The sequence below is a fragment of the Klebsiella sp. RC2 genome (assembly GCF_014192815.1).
GTDB lineage: Bacteria > Pseudomonadota > Gammaproteobacteria > Enterobacterales > Enterobacteriaceae > Klebsiella > Klebsiella variicola.
Genome location: NZ_JACHYL010000001.1, coordinates 172,076 through 193,318 on the forward strand (window position 1 = coordinate 172,076; position 21,243 = coordinate 193,318).

21 protein-coding genes, 2 tRNA genes and 3 other RNA genes are annotated in these 21,243 nt (G+C 53.4%); 12 read left to right on the plus strand and 14 right to left on the minus strand.

The window, feature by feature from the left end:
* Positions 1–95 precede the first annotated feature (95 nt).
* Positions 96–269, minus strand: coding sequence for a YciY family protein (locus FHW76_RS00830; protein ID WP_023290120.1), 174 nt, complete (start codon positions 267–269; stop codon positions 96–98).
* 143 nt (positions 270–412) lie between these two features.
* Between FHW76_RS00830 and cls the strand changes: the two genes are divergently transcribed.
* Positions 413–1,873 carry a cardiolipin synthase gene (cls, locus tag FHW76_RS00835; RefSeq protein ID WP_008804416.1) on the plus strand — a complete coding sequence of 487 codons (1,461 nt, stop codon included), beginning with the start codon at positions 413–415 and terminating at the stop codon, positions 1,871–1,873.
* Between the two features lie 34 nt (positions 1,874–1,907).
* Positions 1,908–2,237 (plus strand): HI1450 family dsDNA-mimic protein, encoded by a 330-nt coding sequence (locus FHW76_RS00840; protein WP_002910079.1) that lies wholly within the window; start codon positions 1,908–1,910, stop codon positions 2,235–2,237.
* A 63-nt stretch (positions 2,238–2,300) separates the two neighbouring features.
* Here the strand turns inward: FHW76_RS00840 and FHW76_RS00845 are convergent, their stop codons facing one another.
* The 8 genes from FHW76_RS00845 to FHW76_RS00880 form a co-directional block, all read right to left on the minus strand.
* Positions 2,301–3,128: an ion transporter gene (locus FHW76_RS00845; protein ID WP_032730668.1), complete on the minus strand. Its 828-nt coding sequence runs from the start codon at positions 3,126–3,128 to the stop codon at positions 2,301–2,303.
* A 54-nt stretch (positions 3,129–3,182) separates the two neighbouring features.
* On the minus strand, positions 3,183–4,187 hold the full coding sequence (gene oppF / locus FHW76_RS00850) for a murein tripeptide/oligopeptide ABC transporter ATP-binding protein OppF (protein WP_008804414.1): 1,005 nt from the start codon (positions 4,185–4,187) through the stop codon (positions 3,183–3,185).
* Complete coding sequence (locus FHW76_RS00855; protein ID WP_004151853.1) at positions 4,184–5,197, minus strand: ABC transporter ATP-binding protein; 1,014 nt, start codon at positions 5,195–5,197, stop codon at positions 4,184–4,186. Before FHW76_RS00855 ends, oppF begins: the two co-directional genes overlap by 4 nt.
* A gap of 11 nt (positions 5,198–5,208) precedes the next feature.
* Positions 5,209–6,117 carry an oligopeptide ABC transporter permease OppC gene (gene oppC, locus FHW76_RS00860; RefSeq protein WP_004145396.1) on the minus strand — a complete coding sequence of 303 codons (909 nt, stop codon included), beginning with the start codon at positions 6,115–6,117 and terminating at the stop codon, positions 5,209–5,211.
* Positions 6,118–6,131: 14 nt separating this feature from the next.
* The gene (oppB, locus tag FHW76_RS00865) at positions 6,132–7,052 is read right to left on the minus strand and encodes an oligopeptide ABC transporter permease OppB (protein ID WP_002910089.1); all 921 of its coding nucleotides are present in this window, start codon (positions 7,050–7,052) and stop codon (positions 6,132–6,134) included.
* 85 nt (positions 7,053–7,137) lie between these two features.
* Positions 7,138–8,772 (minus strand): oligopeptide ABC transporter substrate-binding protein OppA, encoded by a 1,635-nt coding sequence (oppA, locus tag FHW76_RS00870; protein ID WP_008804413.1) that lies wholly within the window; start codon positions 8,770–8,772, stop codon positions 7,138–7,140.
* Positions 8,773–9,518: 746 nt separating this feature from the next.
* Positions 9,519–10,166 carry a YchE family NAAT transporter gene (locus tag FHW76_RS00875; RefSeq protein WP_008804412.1) on the minus strand — a complete coding sequence of 216 codons (648 nt, stop codon included), beginning with the start codon at positions 10,164–10,166 and terminating at the stop codon, positions 9,519–9,521.
* Between the two features lie 183 nt (positions 10,167–10,349).
* Complete coding sequence (locus FHW76_RS00880; protein WP_012541357.1) at positions 10,350–10,565, minus strand: hypothetical protein; 216 nt, start codon at positions 10,563–10,565, stop codon at positions 10,350–10,352.
* Between the two features lie 77 nt (positions 10,566–10,642).
* Between FHW76_RS00880 and adhE the strand changes: the two genes are divergently transcribed.
* Positions 10,643–13,318, plus strand: coding sequence for a bifunctional acetaldehyde-CoA/alcohol dehydrogenase (gene adhE, locus FHW76_RS00885; RefSeq protein ID WP_008804411.1), 2,676 nt, complete (start codon positions 10,643–10,645; stop codon positions 13,316–13,318).
* Positions 13,319–13,455: 137 nt separating this feature from the next.
* Here adhE and tdk read toward each other — a convergent pair whose 3' ends face one another.
* Positions 13,456–14,073, minus strand: coding sequence for a thymidine kinase (gene tdk, locus FHW76_RS00890; protein ID WP_008804410.1), 618 nt, complete (start codon positions 14,071–14,073; stop codon positions 13,456–13,458).
* Between the two features lie 7 nt (positions 14,074–14,080).
* Between tdk and FHW76_RS26555 the strand changes: the two genes are divergently transcribed.
* Positions 14,081–14,212: a hypothetical protein gene (locus tag FHW76_RS26555; protein WP_048271801.1), complete on the plus strand. Its 132-nt coding sequence runs from the start codon at positions 14,081–14,083 to the stop codon at positions 14,210–14,212.
* 421 nt (positions 14,213–14,633) lie between these two features.
* Complete coding sequence (gene hns / locus FHW76_RS00900; protein WP_002910103.1) at positions 14,634–15,041, plus strand: histone-like nucleoid-structuring protein H-NS; 408 nt, start codon at positions 14,634–14,636, stop codon at positions 15,039–15,041.
* Positions 15,042–15,163: 122 nt separating this feature from the next.
* Here the strand turns inward: hns and galU are convergent, their stop codons facing one another.
* The 3 genes from galU to rssA all read right to left on the minus strand — a co-directional run bounded on the left by galU (position 15,164) and on the right by rssA (position 18,269).
* Positions 15,164–16,066, minus strand: coding sequence for a UTP--glucose-1-phosphate uridylyltransferase GalU (galU, locus tag FHW76_RS00905; RefSeq protein WP_008804409.1), 903 nt, complete (start codon positions 16,064–16,066; stop codon positions 15,164–15,166).
* Positions 16,067–16,263: 197 nt separating this feature from the next.
* Positions 16,264–17,277 (minus strand): two-component system response regulator RssB, encoded by a 1,014-nt coding sequence (gene rssB, locus FHW76_RS00910; RefSeq protein WP_008804408.1) that lies wholly within the window; start codon positions 17,275–17,277, stop codon positions 16,264–16,266.
* 89 nt (positions 17,278–17,366) lie between these two features.
* A complete protein-coding gene (gene rssA, locus FHW76_RS00915; protein WP_008804407.1) occupies positions 17,367–18,269 on the minus strand; it encodes a patatin-like phospholipase RssA in 903 nt (300 codons plus the stop codon).
* A 112-nt stretch (positions 18,270–18,381) separates the two neighbouring features.
* On the opposite strand from rssA, the gene FHW76_RS00920 reads away from it, so the two are divergent.
* The 7 genes from FHW76_RS00920 (at position 18,382) to FHW76_RS00950 (ending at position 20,622) form a co-directional block, all read left to right on the plus strand.
* On the plus strand, positions 18,382–18,840 hold the full coding sequence (locus FHW76_RS00920) for a YchJ family protein (protein ID WP_008804406.1): 459 nt from the start codon (positions 18,382–18,384) through the stop codon (positions 18,838–18,840).
* A gap of 42 nt (positions 18,841–18,882) precedes the next feature.
* Positions 18,883–19,725, plus strand: coding sequence for a formyltetrahydrofolate deformylase (gene purU, locus FHW76_RS00925; protein WP_004203178.1), 843 nt, complete (start codon positions 18,883–18,885; stop codon positions 19,723–19,725).
* A 159-nt stretch (positions 19,726–19,884) separates the two neighbouring features.
* A tRNA-Tyr gene (locus FHW76_RS00930) sits at positions 19,885–19,969 on the plus strand.
* Positions 19,970–20,012: 43 nt separating this feature from the next.
* Positions 20,013–20,145, plus strand: a non-coding RNA gene (locus FHW76_RS00935) — RtT sRNA.
* Positions 20,146–20,184: 39 nt separating this feature from the next.
* Positions 20,185–20,269: transfer RNA gene (locus FHW76_RS00940), tRNA-Tyr, on the plus strand.
* Between the two features lie 44 nt (positions 20,270–20,313).
* A non-coding RNA gene (locus FHW76_RS00945) (RtT sRNA) lies at positions 20,314–20,446 on the plus strand.
* Positions 20,447–20,489: 43 nt separating this feature from the next.
* Positions 20,490–20,622: non-coding RNA, RtT sRNA (locus tag FHW76_RS00950), on the plus strand.
* Between the two features lie 165 nt (positions 20,623–20,787).
* On the opposite strand, the gene FHW76_RS00955 is transcribed toward FHW76_RS00950, so the two are convergent.
* The gene (locus FHW76_RS00955) at positions 20,788–21,231 is read right to left on the minus strand and encodes an Lrp/AsnC family transcriptional regulator (RefSeq protein ID WP_004152249.1); all 444 of its coding nucleotides are present in this window, start codon (positions 21,229–21,231) and stop codon (positions 20,788–20,790) included.
* Between the last annotated feature and the right edge of the window lie 12 nt (positions 21,232–21,243).

Sequence of the window (21,243 nt, forward strand, 5' to 3'; positions counted from 1 at the left end):
AAATAATGATGTCAAGATGGCAATGATAACGATAATTCAGCGCAGGGCTGAGAAAACGACAACGGCACCGCGTACGGTGCCGTTAGCCTGCTCGCTTAACAGTCGGGAAAAATAAACAGCAGAGCATGACGCTGCCGTTTCACCAGTCCCTTCCTGATAGCAAGGATCCGCATATTGCGGCGCGATTGGGCTTCCAGCCAGCGCGCTTTACGGCGATTCACCTGTCTCAGCATGCGCCAGCGCCCTACTTCCGTTCTACTACGCTTCATTGCAACGACTCTACGAGTGAAAACAGCCTCCATTATAAACCTCTGCCAGCAACTGACTACCGCTTTCGCTGCGTTTTTATTTGCCAGAAAAATACTGATGCGTAAACTCATCACATAACGTCATTCAAAAGGATTTTACATCTATGACAACCTTTTACACGGTGGTGAACTGGCTGGTCATTCTGGGGTACTGGCTGTTGATCGCCGGTGTAACATTACGAATTCTAATGAAACGCCGCGCTGTCCCGTCCGCCATGGCATGGTTGCTGATCATTTATATCCTGCCGCTGGTGGGGATTATCGCCTATCTCTCCTTTGGCGAACTGCATCTCGGCAAACGCCGGGCGGAACGCGCCAGGGCGATGTGGCCCTCGACGGCCAAGTGGTTAAACGACCTCAAAGCCTGCAAACATATCTTCGCGGAAGATAACAGCCCGGTGGCAGAATCCCTGTTCAAGCTGTGTGAACGGCGTCAGGGCATTGGTGGCGTAAAAGGCAACCAGCTGCAGCTGCTGACGGAATCTGACGACGTGATGCAGGCTCTGATCCGCGATATTCAACTGGCCCGCCACAATATCGAGATGGTCTTTTATATCTGGCAGCCAGGCGGTATGGCCGACAGCGTCGCCGAATCGCTGATGGCCGCCGCGCGTCGTGGGGTTCACTGTCGGCTAATGCTCGATTCTGCGGGCAGCGTGGCCTTTTTCCGCAGCCCATGGGCGGCGATGATGCGTAACGCCGGTATTGAAGTCGTCGAGGCCCTCAAAGTTAACCTGATGCGTGTGTTCCTGCGCCGGATGGATTTGCGTCAACATCGCAAGATGGTGATGATCGATAACTATATTGCCTATACCGGCAGCATGAATATGGTCGATCCGCGCTACTTTAAGCAGGACTCGGGGGTCGGCCAGTGGATTGACCTGATGGCGCGGATGGAAGGCCCGGTGGCGACCTCGATGGGCATCGTCTACTCCTGCGACTGGGAAATCGAAACCGGAAAGCGCATTCTGCCGCCACCACCGGACGTCAATATCATGCCGTTCGAAGAGGCCAGCGGGCATACCATCCACACGATCGCCTCCGGCCCGGGCTTTCCGGAAGATCTGATCCATCAGGCGCTCCTCACCGCCGCCTACGCGGCGAAAGAGCATCTGATCATGACGACACCTTACTTCGTGCCCAGCGACGACCTGCTGCACGCAATCTGTACCGCCGCCCAGCGCGGTGTCGACGTGAGTATTATTTTACCGCGCAAGAACGATTCACTGCTGGTGGGCTGGGCCAGCCGGGCCTTTTTCACCGAGCTGCTGGCGGCCGGGGTCAAAATTTATCAGTTTGAAGGCGGATTGTTGCATACCAAGAGCGTGCTGGTGGATGGCGAACTGAGCCTGGTGGGGACGGTGAATCTGGATATGCGCAGCCTGTGGCTCAATTTTGAGATTACGCTGGTCATTGATGACGCCGGTTTTGGCAGCGATCTGGCGGCGGTCCAGGATGACTATATCTCGCGTTCGCGCCTGCTTGACGCCCGTCGTTGGCTAAAACGACCGCTCTGGCAGCGGATCGTCGAGCGACTGTTTTACTTCTTCAGCCCGTTGCTGTAAAACGTGCCCATCAGATACCGAATGAGTAGCAATCATGGATATGGATTTAAACAACCGCCTGACCGAAGACGAAACGCTTGAGCAGGCTTACGATATCTTCCTCGAGCTGGCGGCCGACAACCTCGACCCGGCGGACATCATTCTGTTTAACCTGCAGTTTGAAGAGCGCGGGGGCGCCGAACTGTTCGACCCGTCCGCAGACTGGGAAGAGCATGTGGATTACGATCTGAATCCGGATTTCTTCGCCGAAGTGGTGATTGGCCTGGCGGATACCGATGGCGGGGAAATTAATGACATTTTCGCCCGTGTTCTGCTGTGCCGCGAAAAAGATCATAAGCTGTGTCATATTTTGTGGCGTGAATAACGCTCACTATCCAGTGAAAAGCCTGCCGCGGTTCACCCGGCAGGCTTTTTTTATGCTGGCAGCTTATTTCGGCAACGCATGGCCGCAGGCGTGACAAAAACGGGCGTTATCGTCATGGTCGCCCTGCTGACACTGCGGACACAGGCGACGCTGACGCCGACGGTTCAGGGCGCTGGTCATATGGGTAGTGATAAGCCCGGTCGGTATCGCAATAATGGAGTAGCCGATCAGGATGAGGATCGACGCCAGAATGCGGCCCAGTGGGGTATGCGGGGTGATATCGCCATAGCCAACGGTGGTGATGGTCACGATGGCCCAATAGACCGAGGCGTTGAGCGTTGTAAAGCCGTACTCCGGCCCCTCGATCAAATACATTAGCGAACCGAAAATCACCATCACAATGGCGATAAACGAATAGAACAGAATCAGCTGGTGACGCGCACTGACGATTGCTCGCCAGAACACGTTGAGCGAAGGCATAAAGCGCAACAGTTTGAGAATACGCAGCGCGCGGATCGCTCGCATTGCTCGCCAGGCAAAGACATAATTCAGGCTAATCTCCGGCCACAGCCACATCACATACAGCGGCAAAATCGTCGCCAGGTCAATCAGTCCCCAAAAGCTAAAAATATAGTGGAGCGGATTGGGCCAGGTGGCGATACGCAGCAGGTACTCCACGGTAAAAACCGCGGTCACCAGCAGCTCCAGCCAGACGAAAACATGCCATTCATCTAATGTCAGATGATATTGCGTGCCCAGCCCCGACTCGATAAAAATCACCAGCACGCTGAGCAAGGCGAAAAGTCCGCACAGCCCTTCGAAGCGGCGGCCGGAACGTCGGTTCTGATCGAAAAGTAAATGATAAAGCCGCAGACGAGCGGCAGAAAGCATACCCACTTCGTTAACCTCGCAAAAAAAAGGGCTGACCTGCGTCAGCCCCTGAGATTATAACGGGTCTACCTTAAGGCAGGAAACCGCATGGCGGAAACTGCCCTCCAGTACGGGGCGGGTTTTCGCACACTCTGGCCCGGCGAGCGGGCAGCGGGTGCGGAACACGCAGCCCGACGGAGGGTTAATTGGCGAGGGTAATTCGCCCTCCAGCAACTGAATAGTTTTCGCTTTCTCGAGATCAGGATCGGGGATCGGTACCGCCGACATCAGCGCTTTGGTATAGGGATGCAGCGGATTATGATACACCTCGTCGTAGGTGCCCAGCTCCACCGCATGGCCCAGATACATCACCAGGACGCGGTCGGAGATATGTTTAACCACCGCCAGATCGTGGGCGATAAATATCAGCGACAGCCCCATCTCACGCTGCAGCTGCTGCAGCAGATTGACCACCTGAGCCTGAATCGACACGTCAAGCGCAGATACTGGCTCATCGCAGATAATCAGCTTCGGCTCAAGGATCAACGCCCGCGCGATGCCGATACGCTGGCACTGACCGCCGGAGAACTCATGCGGATAGCGGTTAATCAGATTAGGCAGCAACCCGACCTTCATCATCATCGCTTTGACGCGATCACGAACTTCCTGACGCGACATCTTCGGATGATAGGTGCGCAGCGGTTCAGCGATAATCTCCCCGATGGTCATGCGCGGATTCAGCGAGGCCAGCGGATCCTGGAAGATCATCTGGATATCGCTGCGCACATCGCGCCACTCTTCCTGCTTCATACCCAGCAGATCTTTCCCAAGCCAGGCCACTTTGCCATCGGTCGCTTTCACCAGGCCAATAATGGCGCGGGCGAAGGTCGATTTGCCGCAGCCTGACTCCCCTACCACACCGAGGGTTTCCCCCTCATAGAGGCGCAACGTCACGCCATCCACTGCTTTCAGCGTTTTCGACGGCTGCCAGAACCACTGCTTGCCATCTTTGATATCGAAGTGCACCTTCAGGTCGGCAATTTCAAGCAGGACTTTTCGTTGTTCAGTTACGGCGTTCATAGCAGATCCCCCACCGGTTTAAAGCAGGCGCGCAGGCGGCCTGGCGCGAACGACTCCAGCGGCGGTGCGCTGCTACACTGCTCCATGGCGTGCGGGCAGCGCGGCTGGAATGGACAGCCTTTCGGCAATCGCAGCAGGTTTGGCGGGTTGCCAGGGATGGTTAACAACGCATCGCCCTCGGCATCCAGACGAGGAACTGCATTCAACAGGCCAATAGAGTATGGATGTGACGGTTGATAGAAGACATCGCGCGCCTGACCGTACTCCATGGTGCGCCCGGCGTACATCACCAGCACTTTATCGCAGATCCCGGCCACCACCCCGAGGTCGTGGGTGATCATGATGATTGCCGTATTGAATTCGCGTTTAAGCTCATTCAACAGCGTCATGATCTGCGCCTGCACGGTGACGTCCAGCGCGGTGGTGGGTTCATCCGCAATCAGCAGCCGCGGCCGACACAGCAGCGCCATGGCAATCATCACGCGCTGGCGCATCCCGCCGGAAAACTCGTGCGGAAACATCTTCATGCGCTTGCGCGCTTCCGGCATTTTTACCGCATCGAGCATCTTCACCGACTCTTCAAACGCTTCGGCTTTGCTCAGTCCTTTATGCAACATCAGGACTTCCATTAACTGCTCGCCCACCCGCATATACGGGTTAAGAGAGGTCATCGGATCCTGGAAAATCATCGAGATTTGCTCGGCGCGCAGTTTGTTCAGTTCACGCTCGGGCAAATTGAGGATCTGCCGACCGTTAAAGGTGGCGGATCCTCCGATGCGGCCGTTGGCCGCCAGCAGCCCCATCAGAGCGAAGGCGGTTTGCGATTTACCGGAGCCAGATTCGCCCACAATGCCGAGCGTCTCGCCCGCCTGCAGGGTGAAGTTCAGGTCATTGACGGCAGTGACATCGCCATCCGGCGTTTTAAAGGTGACGCGGAGATCTTTCACGTCCAGCAGCAGGCCGCTGTGACTCTGCGCTTGCGGCGCCTTTGCCGTTTCAATCATGGTCATGGCAGCGCTCCTTAGCGGTCTTTCGGGTCGAGGGCATCACGCAGACCATCGCCGATAAAGTTGAAACAGAACAGGGTCACCACCAGGAAACCCGCCGGGAACAGCAGCAGCCAGGGCGAGACTTCCATTGAGTTGGCGCCATCGCTGAGCAATGCTCCCCAACTGCTGAGCGGCTCCTGGGTTCCCAGCCCGAGGAAGCTAAGGAAGGATTCGAAGAGGATCATGCTGGGGACCAGCAGCGAGGCGTACACTACCACCACCCCCAGTACGTTGGGGACGATATGGCGCAGCACGATGCTGGCCGTGGAGACCCCACCGACCTGCGCGGCTTCGATAAACTCTTTACGCTTCAGGCTCAAGGTCTGTCCGCGCACGATACGCGCCATATCCAGCCAGGAAACCATGCCGATGGCAACAAAGATCAGCAGGATATTCTGACCAAAAAAGGTCACCAGCAGGATGACGAAGAACATAAACGGGAAGGAGTTGAGGATCTCCAGCAGACGCATCATCACCGAGTCCACTTTGCCGCCGAGATAACCGGAAAGCGAACCGTACAGCGTGCCGAGGATCACCGCCACCAGCGCCGCTGCCACCCCGACCATCAGCGAAATACGCCCGCCGATCGCCACGCGCACCAGCAGGTCGCGCCCGGAGGAGTCGGTTCCGAAGTAGTGCCCTGAAGCCATATCCGGGGCATTGGACATCATGCCCCAGTCGGTATCGAAGTAGGAGAACGACGACACCATCGGCGCAAAGGTGACAAACAGCGCAATAAGCACCAGCATGATCAGGCTGGTCACCGCGGCGCGGTTGTGCATAAAGCGGCGACGCGCATCCTGCCAGAGGCTACGCCCCTCCACTTCCAGCTTCTCACTGAAGTTTTCCAGCGCCTCGCTATTTTTCTTACTTAACATCATGGCGAACTCCGGCTTCAGTAGCGAATCTTCGGATCGATAACGGCGTACAGCACGTCAACGATGGCGTTGAACAGGATAGTCAGGGCGCCAACGAGGATCGTCAGGCTCAGCACCAGCGAGTAGTCGCGGTTAAGCGCCCCGTTAACGAACAGCTGGCCGATCCCCGGCAGGCCGTAAATGGTTTCAATGACCATTGAGCCGGTGATGATGCCCACGAAAGCTGGCCCCATATAGGAGAGCACCGGCAGCAGCGCCGGCTTCAGCGCATGGCGCAAAATAATGCGGCGCATCGGCAGCCCTTTTGCCCGCGCGGTGCGGATAAAGTTAGAGTGCAACACTTCTATCATCGAGCCGCGGGTGATACGGGCGATACTGGCGATATAGGCCAGGGAAAGCGCCACCATCGGCAGGATCATAAATTTCAGCGCTCCGCCGTTCCAGCCGCCGCCCGGCAGCCAGTGCAGGGTAATGGCAAAAATCATCACCAGCAGCGGCGCCACCACAAAGCTCGGAATAACCACGCCGGTCATGGCTACCCCCATCACCGCGTAGTCCCATCGGGTGTTTTGCTTCAGAGCGGCTATCACCCCGGCGGCTACGCCGATCACCACCGCGAGTAAAAAGGCGGCGAAGCCCAGTTTCGCAGAAACCGGGAAGCTGGCGGCCACCAGATCGTTGACCGAATAATCTTTGTATTTAAAGGAGGGACCAAAATCGCCATGCGCCAGTTGCTTCAGATAATTGAAGTACTGCGTCATGATAGGGTCGTTTAAATGGTATTTTGCTTCAATATTCGCCATGACTTCCGGCGGCAGGGTGCGCTCCCCGGTAAAAGGACTTCCCGGTGCCAGACGCATCATGAAGAATGAGATGGTAATAAGAATAAATAGCGTCGGAATCGCTTCCAGACAGCGACGTAAGATAAATTTTAACATTGCCCGTACCTTCTGGCGTGTGCCTTTGCACTGCTCTCAAATAAGACACGATGGAGCGAGCACAGGCCCGCCCCACGTATTGCCATTAATGTTTGATAACGTAGAGATCTTTGGTATAGACGTTATCCATCGGGTCTTTACCGGTATAGCCCCCAACCCACGGTTTCACCAGGCGGGCGTTGACGTAGTAATAGACCGGTACGATCGCGCTGTCTTTGTCCAGCTGCTGTTCCGCTTTCGCATAGGCTGCCGTACGCTGCGCTTCATCAGACGCTTTTACGGATTCAGCCATAATCTTGTCGAACGCCGGGCTCTTATAGTGCGCAGTGTTCATTGAGCTGTCAGAGAGCATGGTATTCAGGAAGGAAGTTGGCTCGTTATAGTCGGCGCACCAGCCTGCGCGTGCCACGTCATAGGTGCCCTGGTGACGGGTATCGAGGAACGTTTTCCACTCCTGGTTAACCAGCTTCACGTCAATGCCCAGGTTTTTACGCCACAGCGAGGCGGCGGCAATCGCCAGCTTCTTGTGCAAATCGGAGGTGTTATACAGCAGGTTAAAGGTCAACGGTTTATCCGCGGTATAGCCGGCTTCGGCCAGCAGTTTCTTCGCTTCTTCGTTGCGTTTTTCCTGCGACCACGTAAACCATTCCGGCTCGCTCAGCTTCGCGCCATCGGTGTACGGCGGCGTGTAGCCGTAGGCCGGCAGATCGCCCTGTCCTTTCACTTTATTAGCAATAATGTCGCGATCCAAACCCAGCTTCAGCGCGGTACGGACGCGTACGTCGGTAAACGGCGCTTTCTGGTTGTTGATTTCGTAATAATAGGTACACAGATACGGGTCGACGTGCAGCTCGTTGGGGATCTCTTTTTTCAGCTTCTGGAAGAGTTCGATCGGCAGCTGGTTATAGGTCATGTCCAGTTCACCGCTGCGATAGCGGTTAACATAGGTCACTTCGGAAGAGGTCGGCAGCCAGGTAACGGTGTTAATGACGGTTTTAGCATTATCCCAGTAGTGCGGGTTGCGCTCCATCACGATACGTTCGTTGACCACCCAGTCTTTCAGAGTATACGCCCCGTTGGTGACGATGTTGCCAGGCTGTGTCCATTTCTCGCCAAATTTTTCAATAGCCGGTTTGTAGACAGGAGACATCGCCGGGTTAACCAGCAGCTTATAAAAATAAGGGACTGGCTCGCTGAGGGTAACTTCCAGCGTGTGGTCGTCAATGGCTTTTACGCCCAGTTCGCTCGGCGCTTTCTTGCCATCAATGATGTCGTCGACGTTAACGATATGACCATATTGCGGATAGCTGGCATAAGGAGAAGCGGTTTTCGGATCCACCAGACGCTGCCAGCTGTAGACGAAGTCCTGAGCAGTAACCGGCTCGCCGTTAGACCATTTCGCATCTTTACGCAGATGGAAGGTCCAGACTTTAAAATCTTTATTATCCCAGCTCTCTGCTACGCCAGGGATCGGGTGGCCATCTTTCGGCGAAGTATTCAGCAAGCCTTCGAAGAGGTCGCGGCTAATATTGGCCTCGGGTACCCCTTCAATTTTATTCGGGTCCAGCGATTGCGGCTCAGCGCCGCTATTTCGCACCAGCGTTTGCTTATCCGACAACTGCACACCGGCCGGGACATCCGCTGCCATAGCCATATTGCCGGCAAGCAGTGCGGATAGCACTCCCGCGGCGATCAAACGTTTTTTAGTGATGATGGTCATTGTGTTGTAACTCCAGTCATTATAATTACTGGTTTTTTAACCAGCCTGTTTTTTTCCCGTTTGCGGGGATCTGTCCAACGCAGGAGCGTTTGCGATTGGCAGATTGCTATCACCGACTTATTTATTACGACCGCTCGAACGGCAGCCTTAACGTCGATTCTTTGCCCCCTCGCTGGAGGGCAGTTCCGGCGCAGTGAGATTATTAATAATAATTCTCATTTACGCATATAATTCAGCAGACGATAACGGCGGAAATTACCAAAAGGTAAACACCTCCGCCAATGCAATTTGCAAATATGTTACCGGATTCTCTTTTATCGCCGATATTGCCCGCGATGCTCAAGATCTTCGCGGACTACCGACAAAAAAATATCATTGTTAATCATAGTGATATGATTTTTTAATCGCGTTGAGAATCGAGTATCGGCTAAAAGATGCTTTTTTGTACAAAAATTTAACAACAGGTTACTTTTTAGCACATTCATCTACTGCCTTGTTAAAATTACTAATATCATTTCGATGATCCGACAGCAAGTGCCAGAGAATGATGTGAAGAAAATAACATCGCAGGCAGGAAGAGCGTGAGGGGAAAACAATGAACAAAAACAGATATCTTAATGAAAAATATGGATTTAAAGATATTATCGCAAAACGTTATCTCAACAGCCGATCTCGCGCTGGTTAATAGGTTTTGCTAATAATCGCGCAAGCGCGAAGTGAAGCCTCCACGCTTGCATGGTGTTCCACTAATTAAGCAGTCCGGGGAACAGCGCTTTAATACCGGTTACGATAAACTCGATCCCCAGGGCCATCAGCAGCAACCCCATGATACGGGTGATGACGTTGATTCCCGTCTGTCCCAGCAGACGAACCAGCCACGGCGCCATTCGGAAAATGCCCCAGCAGCAAAGAGCGAATACCGCTATCGCCAGTGAGAACCCGACCAGGTGCACCCAGGAATGATATCGGGTGCCCCAGACAATAGTTGAACTGATTGCCCCCGGTCCGGCCATTAAGGGGAGCGCGAGAGGCACGACGCCGATGCTCTCCCGGACCGCCGTCTCCGATTTCTCCTGCTTGTTCTGCTTATCTTCGCCGAGCTTGCCGCTGATCATCGACATCGCAATGGTCACCACCAGGATGCCGCCGGCAATGCGGAAGGAATCAATCGAGATGCCAAAAATCTGCAGAATGCCATCGCCGAGAAACAACGACGTCAGGAGGATGATCGCCACCGACAGGTTTGCGGTCAGGTTGGTCTTGTTGCGCACCGCTGCCGGTTGGTAGCTGGTCATACTGATAAACACCGGAATGATGCCGACCGGGTTGACCAGGGCAAATAAGCCAATGAAAAACTTGAAATAGGTAGCAAAATCGAACAGTGGTTGAGTCACAATGGGCTCCGCAGCATCATCAAAATTGGCGGTTGACTATTAACAGCATAAAATAACTGCGCGAAACATACGCTTTTTGCATGCAATATTCATTATAAATATGCATAACCCGGTGATATGTATCGAATGTTAGTTATTTGTAGCTTTAATGCTAATCGTTTTTTTAATTTCAAAACCCTTCCATTACACTTGATCGAATCGGTTAAAAAGCAGCCAGCTGAAAGGTATCAGCCACGCCAATACTTGATCTAAATCACGTATTTTGTACTCAGAAGTGAGTAATCTTGATGACACCAACAGAGTGGAAGGCAGCATGACCTGAAAGTTAAAGTAATAGAGCTTTTTTAGTAAATCGGTAAAACAGTGTCCTGATTTTTCTACATAAACATTTACATGCAAGCTGTTAACAGCCTGTCTATAATGTCGAATCGAGCGACTGATTTACTAAAAAAGTTTAACATTATCAGGAGAGCATTATGGCTGTTACTAATATCGCTGAACTGAACGCGCTTGTTGAGCGTGTCAAGAAAGCCCAGCGTGAATATGCCAGTTTCACTCAAGAACAAGTCGATAAAATCTTCCGCGCTGCCGCTCTGGCCGCTGCAGATGCTCGAATCCCTCTCGCTAAAATGGCCGTTGCCGAATCCGGCATGGGCATCGTTGAAGACAAAGTGATCAAAAACCACTTCGCTTCCGAATACATTTACAACGCATATAAAGATGAAAAAACCTGTGGCGTCCTGTCAGAAGACGACACCTTTGGTACCATCACTATCGCTGAACCGATCGGCATCATCTGCGGTATCGTACCGACCACTAACCCGACTTCAACAGCCATCTTCAAATCGCTCATCAGCCTGAAGACACGTAACGCCATCATTTTCTCTCCGCACCCGCGTGCAAAAGAAGCCACCAACAAAGCGGCTGATATCGTACTGCAGGCTGCCATCGCGGCTGGCGCGCCGAAAGACCTGATCGGCTGGATCGATCAGCCGTCCGTAGAACTGTCTAACGCGCTGATGCATCACCCGGACATCAACCTGATCCTTGCGACCGGTGGTCCAGGTATGGTGAAAGCGGCGTACAGCTCCGGTAAACCAGCTATCGGCGTTGGTGCCGGTAACACCCCGGTGGTCATTGATGAAACGGCTGATATCAAACGTGCTGTTGCTTCCGTTCTGATGTCTAAAACCTTCGATAACGGCGTTATCTGTGCTTCTGAGCAGTCTGTTGTCGTCGTTGATTCAGTGTATGACGCGGTTCGCGAACGTTTCGCCAGCCACGGCGGCTATCTGCTGCAGGGTAAAGAGCTGAAAGCGGTTCAGGACATCATCCTGAAAAATGGCGCGCTGAACGCTGCTATCGTTGGTCAGCCAGCGGCAAAAATCGCGGAACTCGCAGGCTTCACCGTTCCGGCTACGACTAAGATCCTGATTGGCGAAGTGACCAACGTTGACGAAAGTGAACCGTTTGCTCACGAAAAACTGTCTCCGACGCTGGCGATGTATCGTGCGAAAGATTTCGAAGACGCGGTCACCAAAGCAGAAAAACTGGTTGCCATGGGCGGTATCGGTCACACCTCTTGCCTGTACACCGACCAGGACAACCAGCCGGCTCGCGTGGCTTACTTCGGCCAGATGATGAAAACCGCACGTATCCTGATCAACACCCCGGCTTCTCAGGGTGGTATCGGTGACCTGTACAACTTCAAACTCGCGCCTTCCCTGACTCTGGGTTGTGGTTCCTGGGGTGGTAACTCCATCTCTGAAAACGTTGGTCCGAAACACCTGATCAACAAGAAAACCGTTGCTAAGCGAGCTGAAAACATGTTGTGGCACAAACTTCCGAAATCTATCTACTTCCGTCGTGGCTCCCTGCCAATCGCACTGGATGAAGTGATTACTGATGGTCACAAACGCGCGCTGATCGTGACTGACCGCTTCCTGTTCAACAACGGCTATGCCGATCAGATCACTTCCGTACTGAAAGCAGCGGGCGTTGAAACCGAAGTCTTCTTCGAAGTTGAAGCTGACCCGACTCTGACCATCGTACGTAAAGGTGCCGATCTGGCGAACTCCTTCAAACCAGACGTCATCATCGCGCTGGGCGGCGGTTCCCCGATGGATGCGGCGAAAATCATGTGGGTCATGTACGAACATCCGGAAACCCACTTCGAAGAACTGGCGCTGCGCTTTATGGATATCCGTAAACGTATCTACAAGTTCCCGAAAATGGGCGTCAAAGCCAAGATGGTCGCCATCACCACCACCTCCGGTACCGGTTCTGAAGTGACGCCGTTCGCCGTAGTGACCGATGACGCAACTGGTCAGAAATATCCGCTGGCAGACTACGCGCTGACCCCAGATATGGCCATCGTCGATGCCAACCTGGTGATGGATATGCCGAAATCGCTGTGTGCGTTCGGTGGTCTGGATGCGGTGACTCACGCCCTGGAAGCTTACGTTTCCGTGCTGGCTTCCGAGTTCTCTGACGGCCAGGCTCTGCAGGCGTTGAAACTGCTGAAAGAGTACCTGCCGGCTTCCTACCACGAAGGTTCCAAGAACCCGGTTGCCCGTGAGCGCGTACACAGTGCTGCGACTATCGCCGGTATCGCGTTTGCGAACGCCTTCCTCGGGGTGTGTCACTCCATGGCGCACAAACTGGGCTCTCAGTTCCATATTCCGCACGGTCTGGCCAACGCCCTGCTGATCTGCAACGTTATTCGCTACAACGCGAATGACAACCCGACCAAGCAGACTGCGTTCAGCCAGTACGACCGTCCGCAGGCTCGTCGTCGCTACGCTGAAATCGCCGATCACCTGGGTCTCTCTGCACCGGGCGACCGCACCGCAGCGAAGATCGAGAAACTGCTGGCATGGCTGGAAAGCATCAAAGCTGAGCTGGGAATTCCGAAATCTATCCGCGAAGCTGGCGTTCAGGAAGCTGACTTCCTGGCTAACGTTGATAAGCTGTCTGAAGATGCCTTCGATGACCAGTGCACCGGCGCTAACCCGCGCTACCCGCTGATCTCCGAACTGAAACAGATTCTGCTGGATACCTACTACGGCCGCGAGTTCGTCGAAGGCGAAACTGCTGCGAAAACCGACGCGGCTCCGGTGAAAGCTGAGAAAAAAGCGAAGAAATCCGCTTAATCAACAACGGTAAACATACTGCAAGCCCCGTCAGATGACGGGGCTTTTTTATGCCTGCTTGTCAGCCAATCCCGAGCTCCAGCCTTCCAGAGTATAAAAAAGGCGCCCACAGGCGCCTGTATGAGCTTCTGAGCAACTCAGCAGGAATAACGCTGGTTTTGTACCTGGGTTAAAGAACCCACGCTCAGCGCCTCTTTATAATGCTTACGACAGACGGACACATACCGCTCATTGCCGCCGATGACAACCTGCTCGCCTTCATTATAAGGTCGCCCCTCTTGATCGAGACGTAGCACCATGCTCGCCTTACGGCCGCAGAAGCAAATGGTTTTCAGCTCCACCAGTTTATCGGACCATGCCAGCAAATACTGGCTACCGGTAAAGAGCTCGCCGCGAAAATCCGTCCGCAGTCCATAGCACAGCACCGGAATATCCAGTGTATCGACAACTTCGGACAGCTCATGAACCTGTTCGCGCGTCAGAAACTGGCTTTCATCCACCAGCACGCAGTGAATCGGCTTAAGCTTGTGCTCTGCCGCAATATCGTTAAATAGCGACGTCTGCGGATTATACAACCGGGCCGGCGAGGAGAGGCCGATACGCGAGCTGACTTTTCCAGCACCGAAGCGGTCATCTATCTCAGCGGTATAAACGATGGTACGCATCCCCCGCTCCTGGTAATTGTACGAAGATTGCAACAGAGCGGTCGACTTACCTGCATTCATTGCAGAGTAGTAGAAATAAAGTTGTGCCATCGGCTGCGTGACCCCAATCAAAGTGTTTTATCGCGGCGGCGATTGTACCATATTTTATGCGTACAGCCGCCCTTTCCGCAGGGGTATTGTCGCAGCGCTGAAGGGCATGGAAACGGAAAGGGTGACGTGGATGAATTGAATTTACAGGGCCATTATTTGTACGCCCCGTTACGCTATCGGTGAGGTAACCATTGTCTTTTCGTGCTTATAGGACCAGTATCCATGCACTATAAGCGGGCTTGCGGGTTGTTTTATATTAAGGCGCGTAACCAAAAATGCGCTAATACTGACGAGGGTTATTTACCCATGCAACGGATAATTTTTCTCACTGGACCTCAGAAAAAGCATATGGTCTCAGTGTTTTAGCTGGCCCCCTGCTCATGGCTATAAGGAGCAAAGATGTGAAGCGGCACGAGAATTTTAACTTAAATTAATTAATTCCCGCGACAAATAACCAGTAATTTTGAATTCCTTACATTCTCCCCTATTGCACAACGCATTTTATCGCTCTATTATTAGTTCAACAAACCACCCCACAATATAAGTTTGAGATTACTACAATGAGCGAAGCACTTAAAATTTTGAACAACATCCGTACTCTTCGTGCGCAGGCAAGAGAATGCACCCTTGAAACGCTCGAAGAAATGCTGGAAAAATTAGAAGTCGTTGTTAACGAGCGCCGTGAAGAAGAAAACGCCGCCGCAGCAGAAATTGAAGAGCGTACGCGTAAGCTGCAGCAATACCGTGAAATGCTGATTGCTGACGGTATTGACCCGAATGAACTGCTGAGCACTATGGCTGCCGTTAAAGCCGGTACCAAAACTAAGCGTGCTGCACGTCCGGCTAAATATAGCTATGTAGACGAAAACGGCGAAACCAAAACCTGGACTGGCCAGGGCCGTACTCCTGCGGTGATCAAAAAAGCAATGGACGAACAAGGTAAATCACTGGACGATTTCCTGATCTAATCTCCGTTGTCGCAATATTAAAAATCCCGCTCCGGCGGGATTTTTTTTGCCCTCAGGCTCGATAAACAAAACCGGGAGTCGCTGACGCGCTCCCGGTTTCTGGCTTTTAATCGCGCTGCGGATTACTTCGTCACCGCGGTTTCCAGCCAGGCTTTAAAATCGTCACCAAGCGTCTTGTGACGAATACCATATTCGACAAACGCCTGCATGTAGCCAAGCTTATTGCCGCAGTCATGGCTCTTGCCCTTCATATGATAAGCTTCAACCGTTTCTTTCTCGATCAGCATATCAATCGCGTCAGTCAGCTGAATTTCATCACCGGCGCCCGGAGGGGTCTTCGCCAGCAGCGGCCAAATATCTGCGCTGAGGACATAGCGCCCGACTACCGCCAGGTTGGACGGCGCAACGTCAGCTTTTGGCTTCTCGACCACGCCCACCATCGGCACGCTTTCGCCCGGCTTCAGGGATTCGCCTTTGCAATCGACCACGCCATACGCGGTCACATCCTCGACAGGCTCAACCATAATCTGGCTGGCGCCAGTCTCATCAAAACGAGAGATCATCTCCGCAAGGTTATCACGGCTCAGATCGGACTCAAATTCATCCAGAATAACGTCTGGCAGAATAACCGCTACCGGCTCATCACCCACTACCGGATGGGCGCACAGCACGGCGTGACCAAGGCCTTTCGCCAGGCCCTGACGAACTTGCATAATTGTCACGTGCGGCGGGCAAATAGACTGCACTTCTTCCAGAAGCTGGCGTTTTACACGTTTTTCCAGCATCGCTTCCAGCTCAAAACTGGTATCGAAATGGTTTTCGATAGAGTTTTTCGATGAGTGCGTTACCAGAACAATTTCAGTAATTCCTGCAGCGATACATTCATTAACAACGTACTGAATTAACGGCTTATCTACCAGCGGCAGCATTTCTTTTGGAATTGCTTTGGTGGCAGGCAGCATCCTGGTGCCTAATCCCGCTACCGGGATAACCGCTTTTCTGACTTTAGAATTAAGGGCAGCCATTGAAATCTCCTGGACTGTTTGTTTTTTAAACTTCTCGTTACAAATAACGTGTCGAGTATATCAGTCAACCGCGTATTCACTGGTCTGAAAAGGTTCCGATAGCCTCGAATTAGGACTTTTACGCATAAAACTGCTCGATGGTACCACCAGTATAGGGCTGCAGGTAATGCCGTCTGCTTAGATATAAACGCAATTGCTCATTCCGCAGACAACATTAAGCGTAAACGCCCCCCGGCCCCCCAAATTTGGCACTGCCATGAGGCGCAGCGCTGGCTAATTTGGTTAAGATAGGCATCGCCCAGCGTCCCTAAAGGAACGCCATTACTTATCTGAATTTGATGCTCACCGGTATTCAACGTGCCATTGAGCCCTGCGGACACCAGAATTAAATTTTTCAGTCCACTGTGGTAATAACCCACCAGCAAAGGGAACTGACCGGGAAGATTCGCCTGGCGGAGTAACTGATTGACCTGTTTTAACAGACTCCCCATTTCAGGTAGCCGTTGCCCCTGATGCGCCAGTTGCTCTTGCAGCAGGCTATTGAATAGCGCGCGCAGTAATAATGCCGCCAGCACGCCATTATCCCCTGCTCGTGTGACATCCAGACAATAGAAAGCCAAATCATTTTCCGAGAGCGGCGCAATATCGAGCACCAGCCCCGGCTTATCCGCCGATACCAGCTGTCGATAATGAATACGGCAATGTGACATTTCCTGTTGCACCGGAGGCTGTAGCTCCTGCAGCAGTCTCGATGCGGCGGTCGGATTACTGACCAGCGCGTCCCAGTCCTCAAATAAACGCTCTTCCTCTTCCACACGTGAACTAAACATCGCGGGATACAGGCAGGCATAAACGGTCTCACGCAGGCGATCGAAATCTTTCACCGGTTTTAACAGCACATCCTGGACGCCCAGCCGTAACGCTTTGGCAATATCCGCCATGTTTTCGGTGGCGGAAATCATCAGTATCGGTAGCTGCTCGCCGCGGTTACGCAGCGTCTCGACCAGTTCCAGACCGTTCATTCTCGGCATTGAAATGTCGCAAATCATCAGGTCCGGACGCACCTCAGTCATTTTATGCAGGGCATCCATGCCATCTTCCGCCAGCCAGGTCGTTGCTCCCAGCGAGGCCAGCCATCCATGCAAGAGTGAGCGGAAAACGGGTTCGTCTTCAACTATCAGAATCTGTTTTCCCGCCAATGGCTGCGTCATGATATCTCCCCTGGCTGACGATAATTCAATAGTGGCACGCTATTCTCACTATCGCCTGTCAGATTTTACTTAAGTCAGGTACTTGTACGTCAAACCGCTGTACGCACTAAGGGTAATAGTTCATCCATTTTCTTTTCCACGGCCAATTGGCCCGCGGCAATCGCCTCTCCTGCGCGATGGAAGTCGAGCGTCGACACTTGCGGACAGTATGGCTGCAGCAGGATATCCGGCGGGTCACCCGCCATGCGGTTGCGTTTAAGACGGTTCTCCAGAACCTGGATAGACGTGGTCATGATCTCCATCGCCGTCGGCGTCACGGCCGTACGACGGGAGCTCATTTGCGTCAATCGCGCGCGCAGACGAGTATGCCATGGGCCCTCCTTCTCTTCAGCTTCCGGCCGCGGCGTTTCGAGGGAAAATAAATCTTGCTGCATGAGATGGGCATCATGTTGCAGGTCAACGGCAATCACGATATCGGCCCCCATTGCCCGCGTCAGCGACACGGGAACCGGGTTGACCACTGCGCCATCGACCAGCCAGTAACCATTATGCCTCACCGGCGCCATCAGTCCAGGCATGCTGCAGGAGGCTCGAACGGCTAAATGCAGATCGCCTTCAGTAAACCACAGTTCCCGGCCGGTACTTAAATTGGTCGCGACGGCAGCAAACCGACGCTCGCAGCGTTCGATATCGGTCACCGGCATAATACGACGGTAATGATTGAATACCTTTTCACCGCGCAGCAGGCCCCCACGTCGCCAGGAGAGGTCCATCAGCTTCAGGACATCCCAGTTGCTGAATGAGCAGATCCATGACTCGAGCGCCGGGAGCCGGTTGCAGGCATACGCCGCCCCTACCAGCGAACCGATAGAACACCCCGCGACGATATCAATCTCGATACCAGCCCGACGGAGGGCGTTGATGACGCCAATGTGCGACCATCCTCGGGCAGCTCCCGCCCCTAACGCCAGACCAATTTTAAGCTTTCTCATTATTACTGATAACTATCCTTCCACTCTGAGCGTGGCAACATTGTCACGGCTCAGTTAACATAAACACCTTTGGCGTTGAAGCGCCGTAATTCTTTCTTCCATGGAGGCAGTTTTGTCGCAATTATGCCCCTGTGGCAGCGCACTGGAGTATAGCTCATGTTGCCAGCGATATCTGTCCGGCGCAGAGCTTGCGCCAGGCCCGTCACAGCTTATGCGCTCCCGCTATAGCGCGTTCGTCATGAAAGATGCCGACTATCTGATCAAAACCTGGCATCCGTCCTGTCAGGCGCAGACGTTTCGCGCCGAGCTGGAGAAGGGGTTCAGCCAGACCGAGTGGCTGGGTTTAACCCTGTTCGCCAGTGATGAAGGGCGAGTCCCAAATGAAGGCTTTGTCAGCTTTGTCGCCCGCTTTAATGACAATAACCGTCCGGGCGCCATTATTGAACGTTCCAGATTCTTAAAAGAAAATGGACAGTGGTACTATATCGACGGGACACGACCGCTGATTGGTCGTAATGACCCCTGCCCTTGCGGCTCAGGTAAAAAATTTAAAAAATGCTGCGGCCAGTAACGCTGCCGTAGCGCTTGCAAACACTACAGGATTTTCCTCGCGATGCATTCATTACAACGTAAAGTACTACGCACTATTTGCCCTGATCAGAAAGGCCTCATCGCGCGTATCACCAATATCTGCTACAAACACGAACTTAACATTGTGCAGAACAATGAATTTGTTGACCACCGTACCGGGCGTTTCTTTATGCGCACCGAACTGGAGGGCATTTTTAACGACGCTATTCTGCTGGCCGATCTGGATAGCGCCCTGCCGGAAGGTTCCATCCGCGAACTGAATCCGGCAGGCCGTCGCCGGGTGGTCATTCTGGTGACCAAAGAGGCGCACTGCCTCGGCGATCTGCTGATGAAAGCCAACTACGGCGGACTGGATGTCGATATCGCCGCGGTTATCGGCAACCATGACACGCTGCGCCCGCTGGTGGAGCGTTTTGGTATTCCGTTTGAGCTGGTCAGTCACGAAGGGTTAAGCCGCGAAGAACACGACAAGCAGATGGGGGATGCCATTGCGGCACATGAGCCGGATTACGTGGTACTGGCCAAGTATATGCGCGTCCTCACCCCGGAGTTTGTCGCCCGCTTCCCGAACAAAATCATCAATATTCACCATTCATTTTTGCCGGCGTTTATCGGCGCCCGTCCTTATCATCAGGCCTATGAGCGCGGCGTAAAGATCATTGGCGCCACCGCCCACTATGTGAATGACAATCTTGATGAAGGCCCAATCATCATGCAGGACGTGATTCATGTCGATCATACCTATACTGCAGAAGATATGATGCGCGCTGGCCGCGATGTCGAAAAAAACGTCTTGAGCCGGGCGCTGTATCAGGTACTGGCGCAGCGCGTCTTCGTTTACGGTAACCGGACGATTATTCTTTAATCGACTGAGAAATGAATTGGTTAGCTTTACGGCGTTACGCGTAAAAATCAGGCAACCAGTTTATTTTTGTCAAACGAATGCTTTACAGGGGCGCATCATTTGGTATGATGCGCCCCGCTTCCCGAGAAGGAAGCAGGCCAGTACCAAGCATTACCCCGTGGTGGGGTTCCCGAGCGGCCAAAGGGAGCAGACTGTAAATCTGCCGTCATCGACTTCGAAGGTTCGAATCCTTCCCCCACCACCATTATTCACTACAGTGATATGGTTTCCCCGACAAGCGTAAACGATGTTTGCACTTAGCGGGAAGGGTAAGAACCTTCGACTAAGGTTCGACTCGAGCGCCAGCGAGAGAGCGTTGCCACAGGCAACGGCCCGAAGGGCGAGGAGCGATAGCGACGAGTTATCCTTCCCCCACCACCATTCATTTTGCTGAATAGCCTACAATGTGATTTTACCCCTGGTGGGGTTCCCGAGCGGCCAAAGGGAGCAGACTGTAAATCTGCCGTCATCGACTTCGAAGGTTCGAATCCTTCCCCCACCACCATCCTCTTAAAAAACACCGCAATCCAATTACTCTACGATATTCTATATTCTACCCTACGGGGAAGGATGAGAAGCTTCGACTAAGGTTCGACTCGATCGCCAGCGAGAGAACGTTGCCAAGGGCAACGGCCCGAAGGGCGAGGAGCGATAGCGACGAGTTATCCTTCCCCCACCACCATCCTCTTAAAAACACCGCAATCCAATTACTCTACGATATTCTAGATTCTGCCCTACGGGGAAGGATGAGAAGCTTCGACTAAGGTTCGACTCGAGCGCCAGCGAGAGAACGTTGCCGCAGGCAATGGCCCGAAGGGCGAGGAGCGATAGCGACGAGTTATCCTTCCCCCTCTATTCTCGCGCTCTCTGCAACCACCTGTACTGCTACCTCCTCGCTCGCGCTTCGCTTAGCGAGGCTACAAGCACTGTTTTGCTACCCCCTCGCTCGCGCTTCGCTTAGCGAGGCTACAGGTGGCGCCGTCTGGTAGCCCGGACAGGTGCGCAGCACCGCCTCCGGGAAACTCACAGCGGTGGCAAACGCCTTTTTACCGGCGAGCTTTTCACCACCGAGGTGTTACACTGCGCATACTCGGCCAGACCGTCCAGCAGGGTATCCAGCTGGGCAATATCGCGCACCACGAGGCGCATCACGAAACAATCTTCCCCGGTCACTTTGTCACTTTCAATGCATTCCGGCATCGCCTGGATATATTTATCCACTTTCTGCAGCAGCCCAGGCAGCGGCCGGACCCGCACCAGCGCCTGGAGGCTGTAGCCCAGCGCGGCGAGATTCACCCGCGCACCATAGCCCTGAATGACGCCCCGCTCCTCCAGGCGCTTCACCCGCTCGGCCGTGCTCGGCGAGGTCAGCCCTACTCGCGCGCTCAATACCTTTAGCGAGACTCTGGCATCCTGAGTCAGGCAAGTGAGGATGGCCCGGTCAATTTCATCAAGTACGTCATTCATGTTTTTCACCTA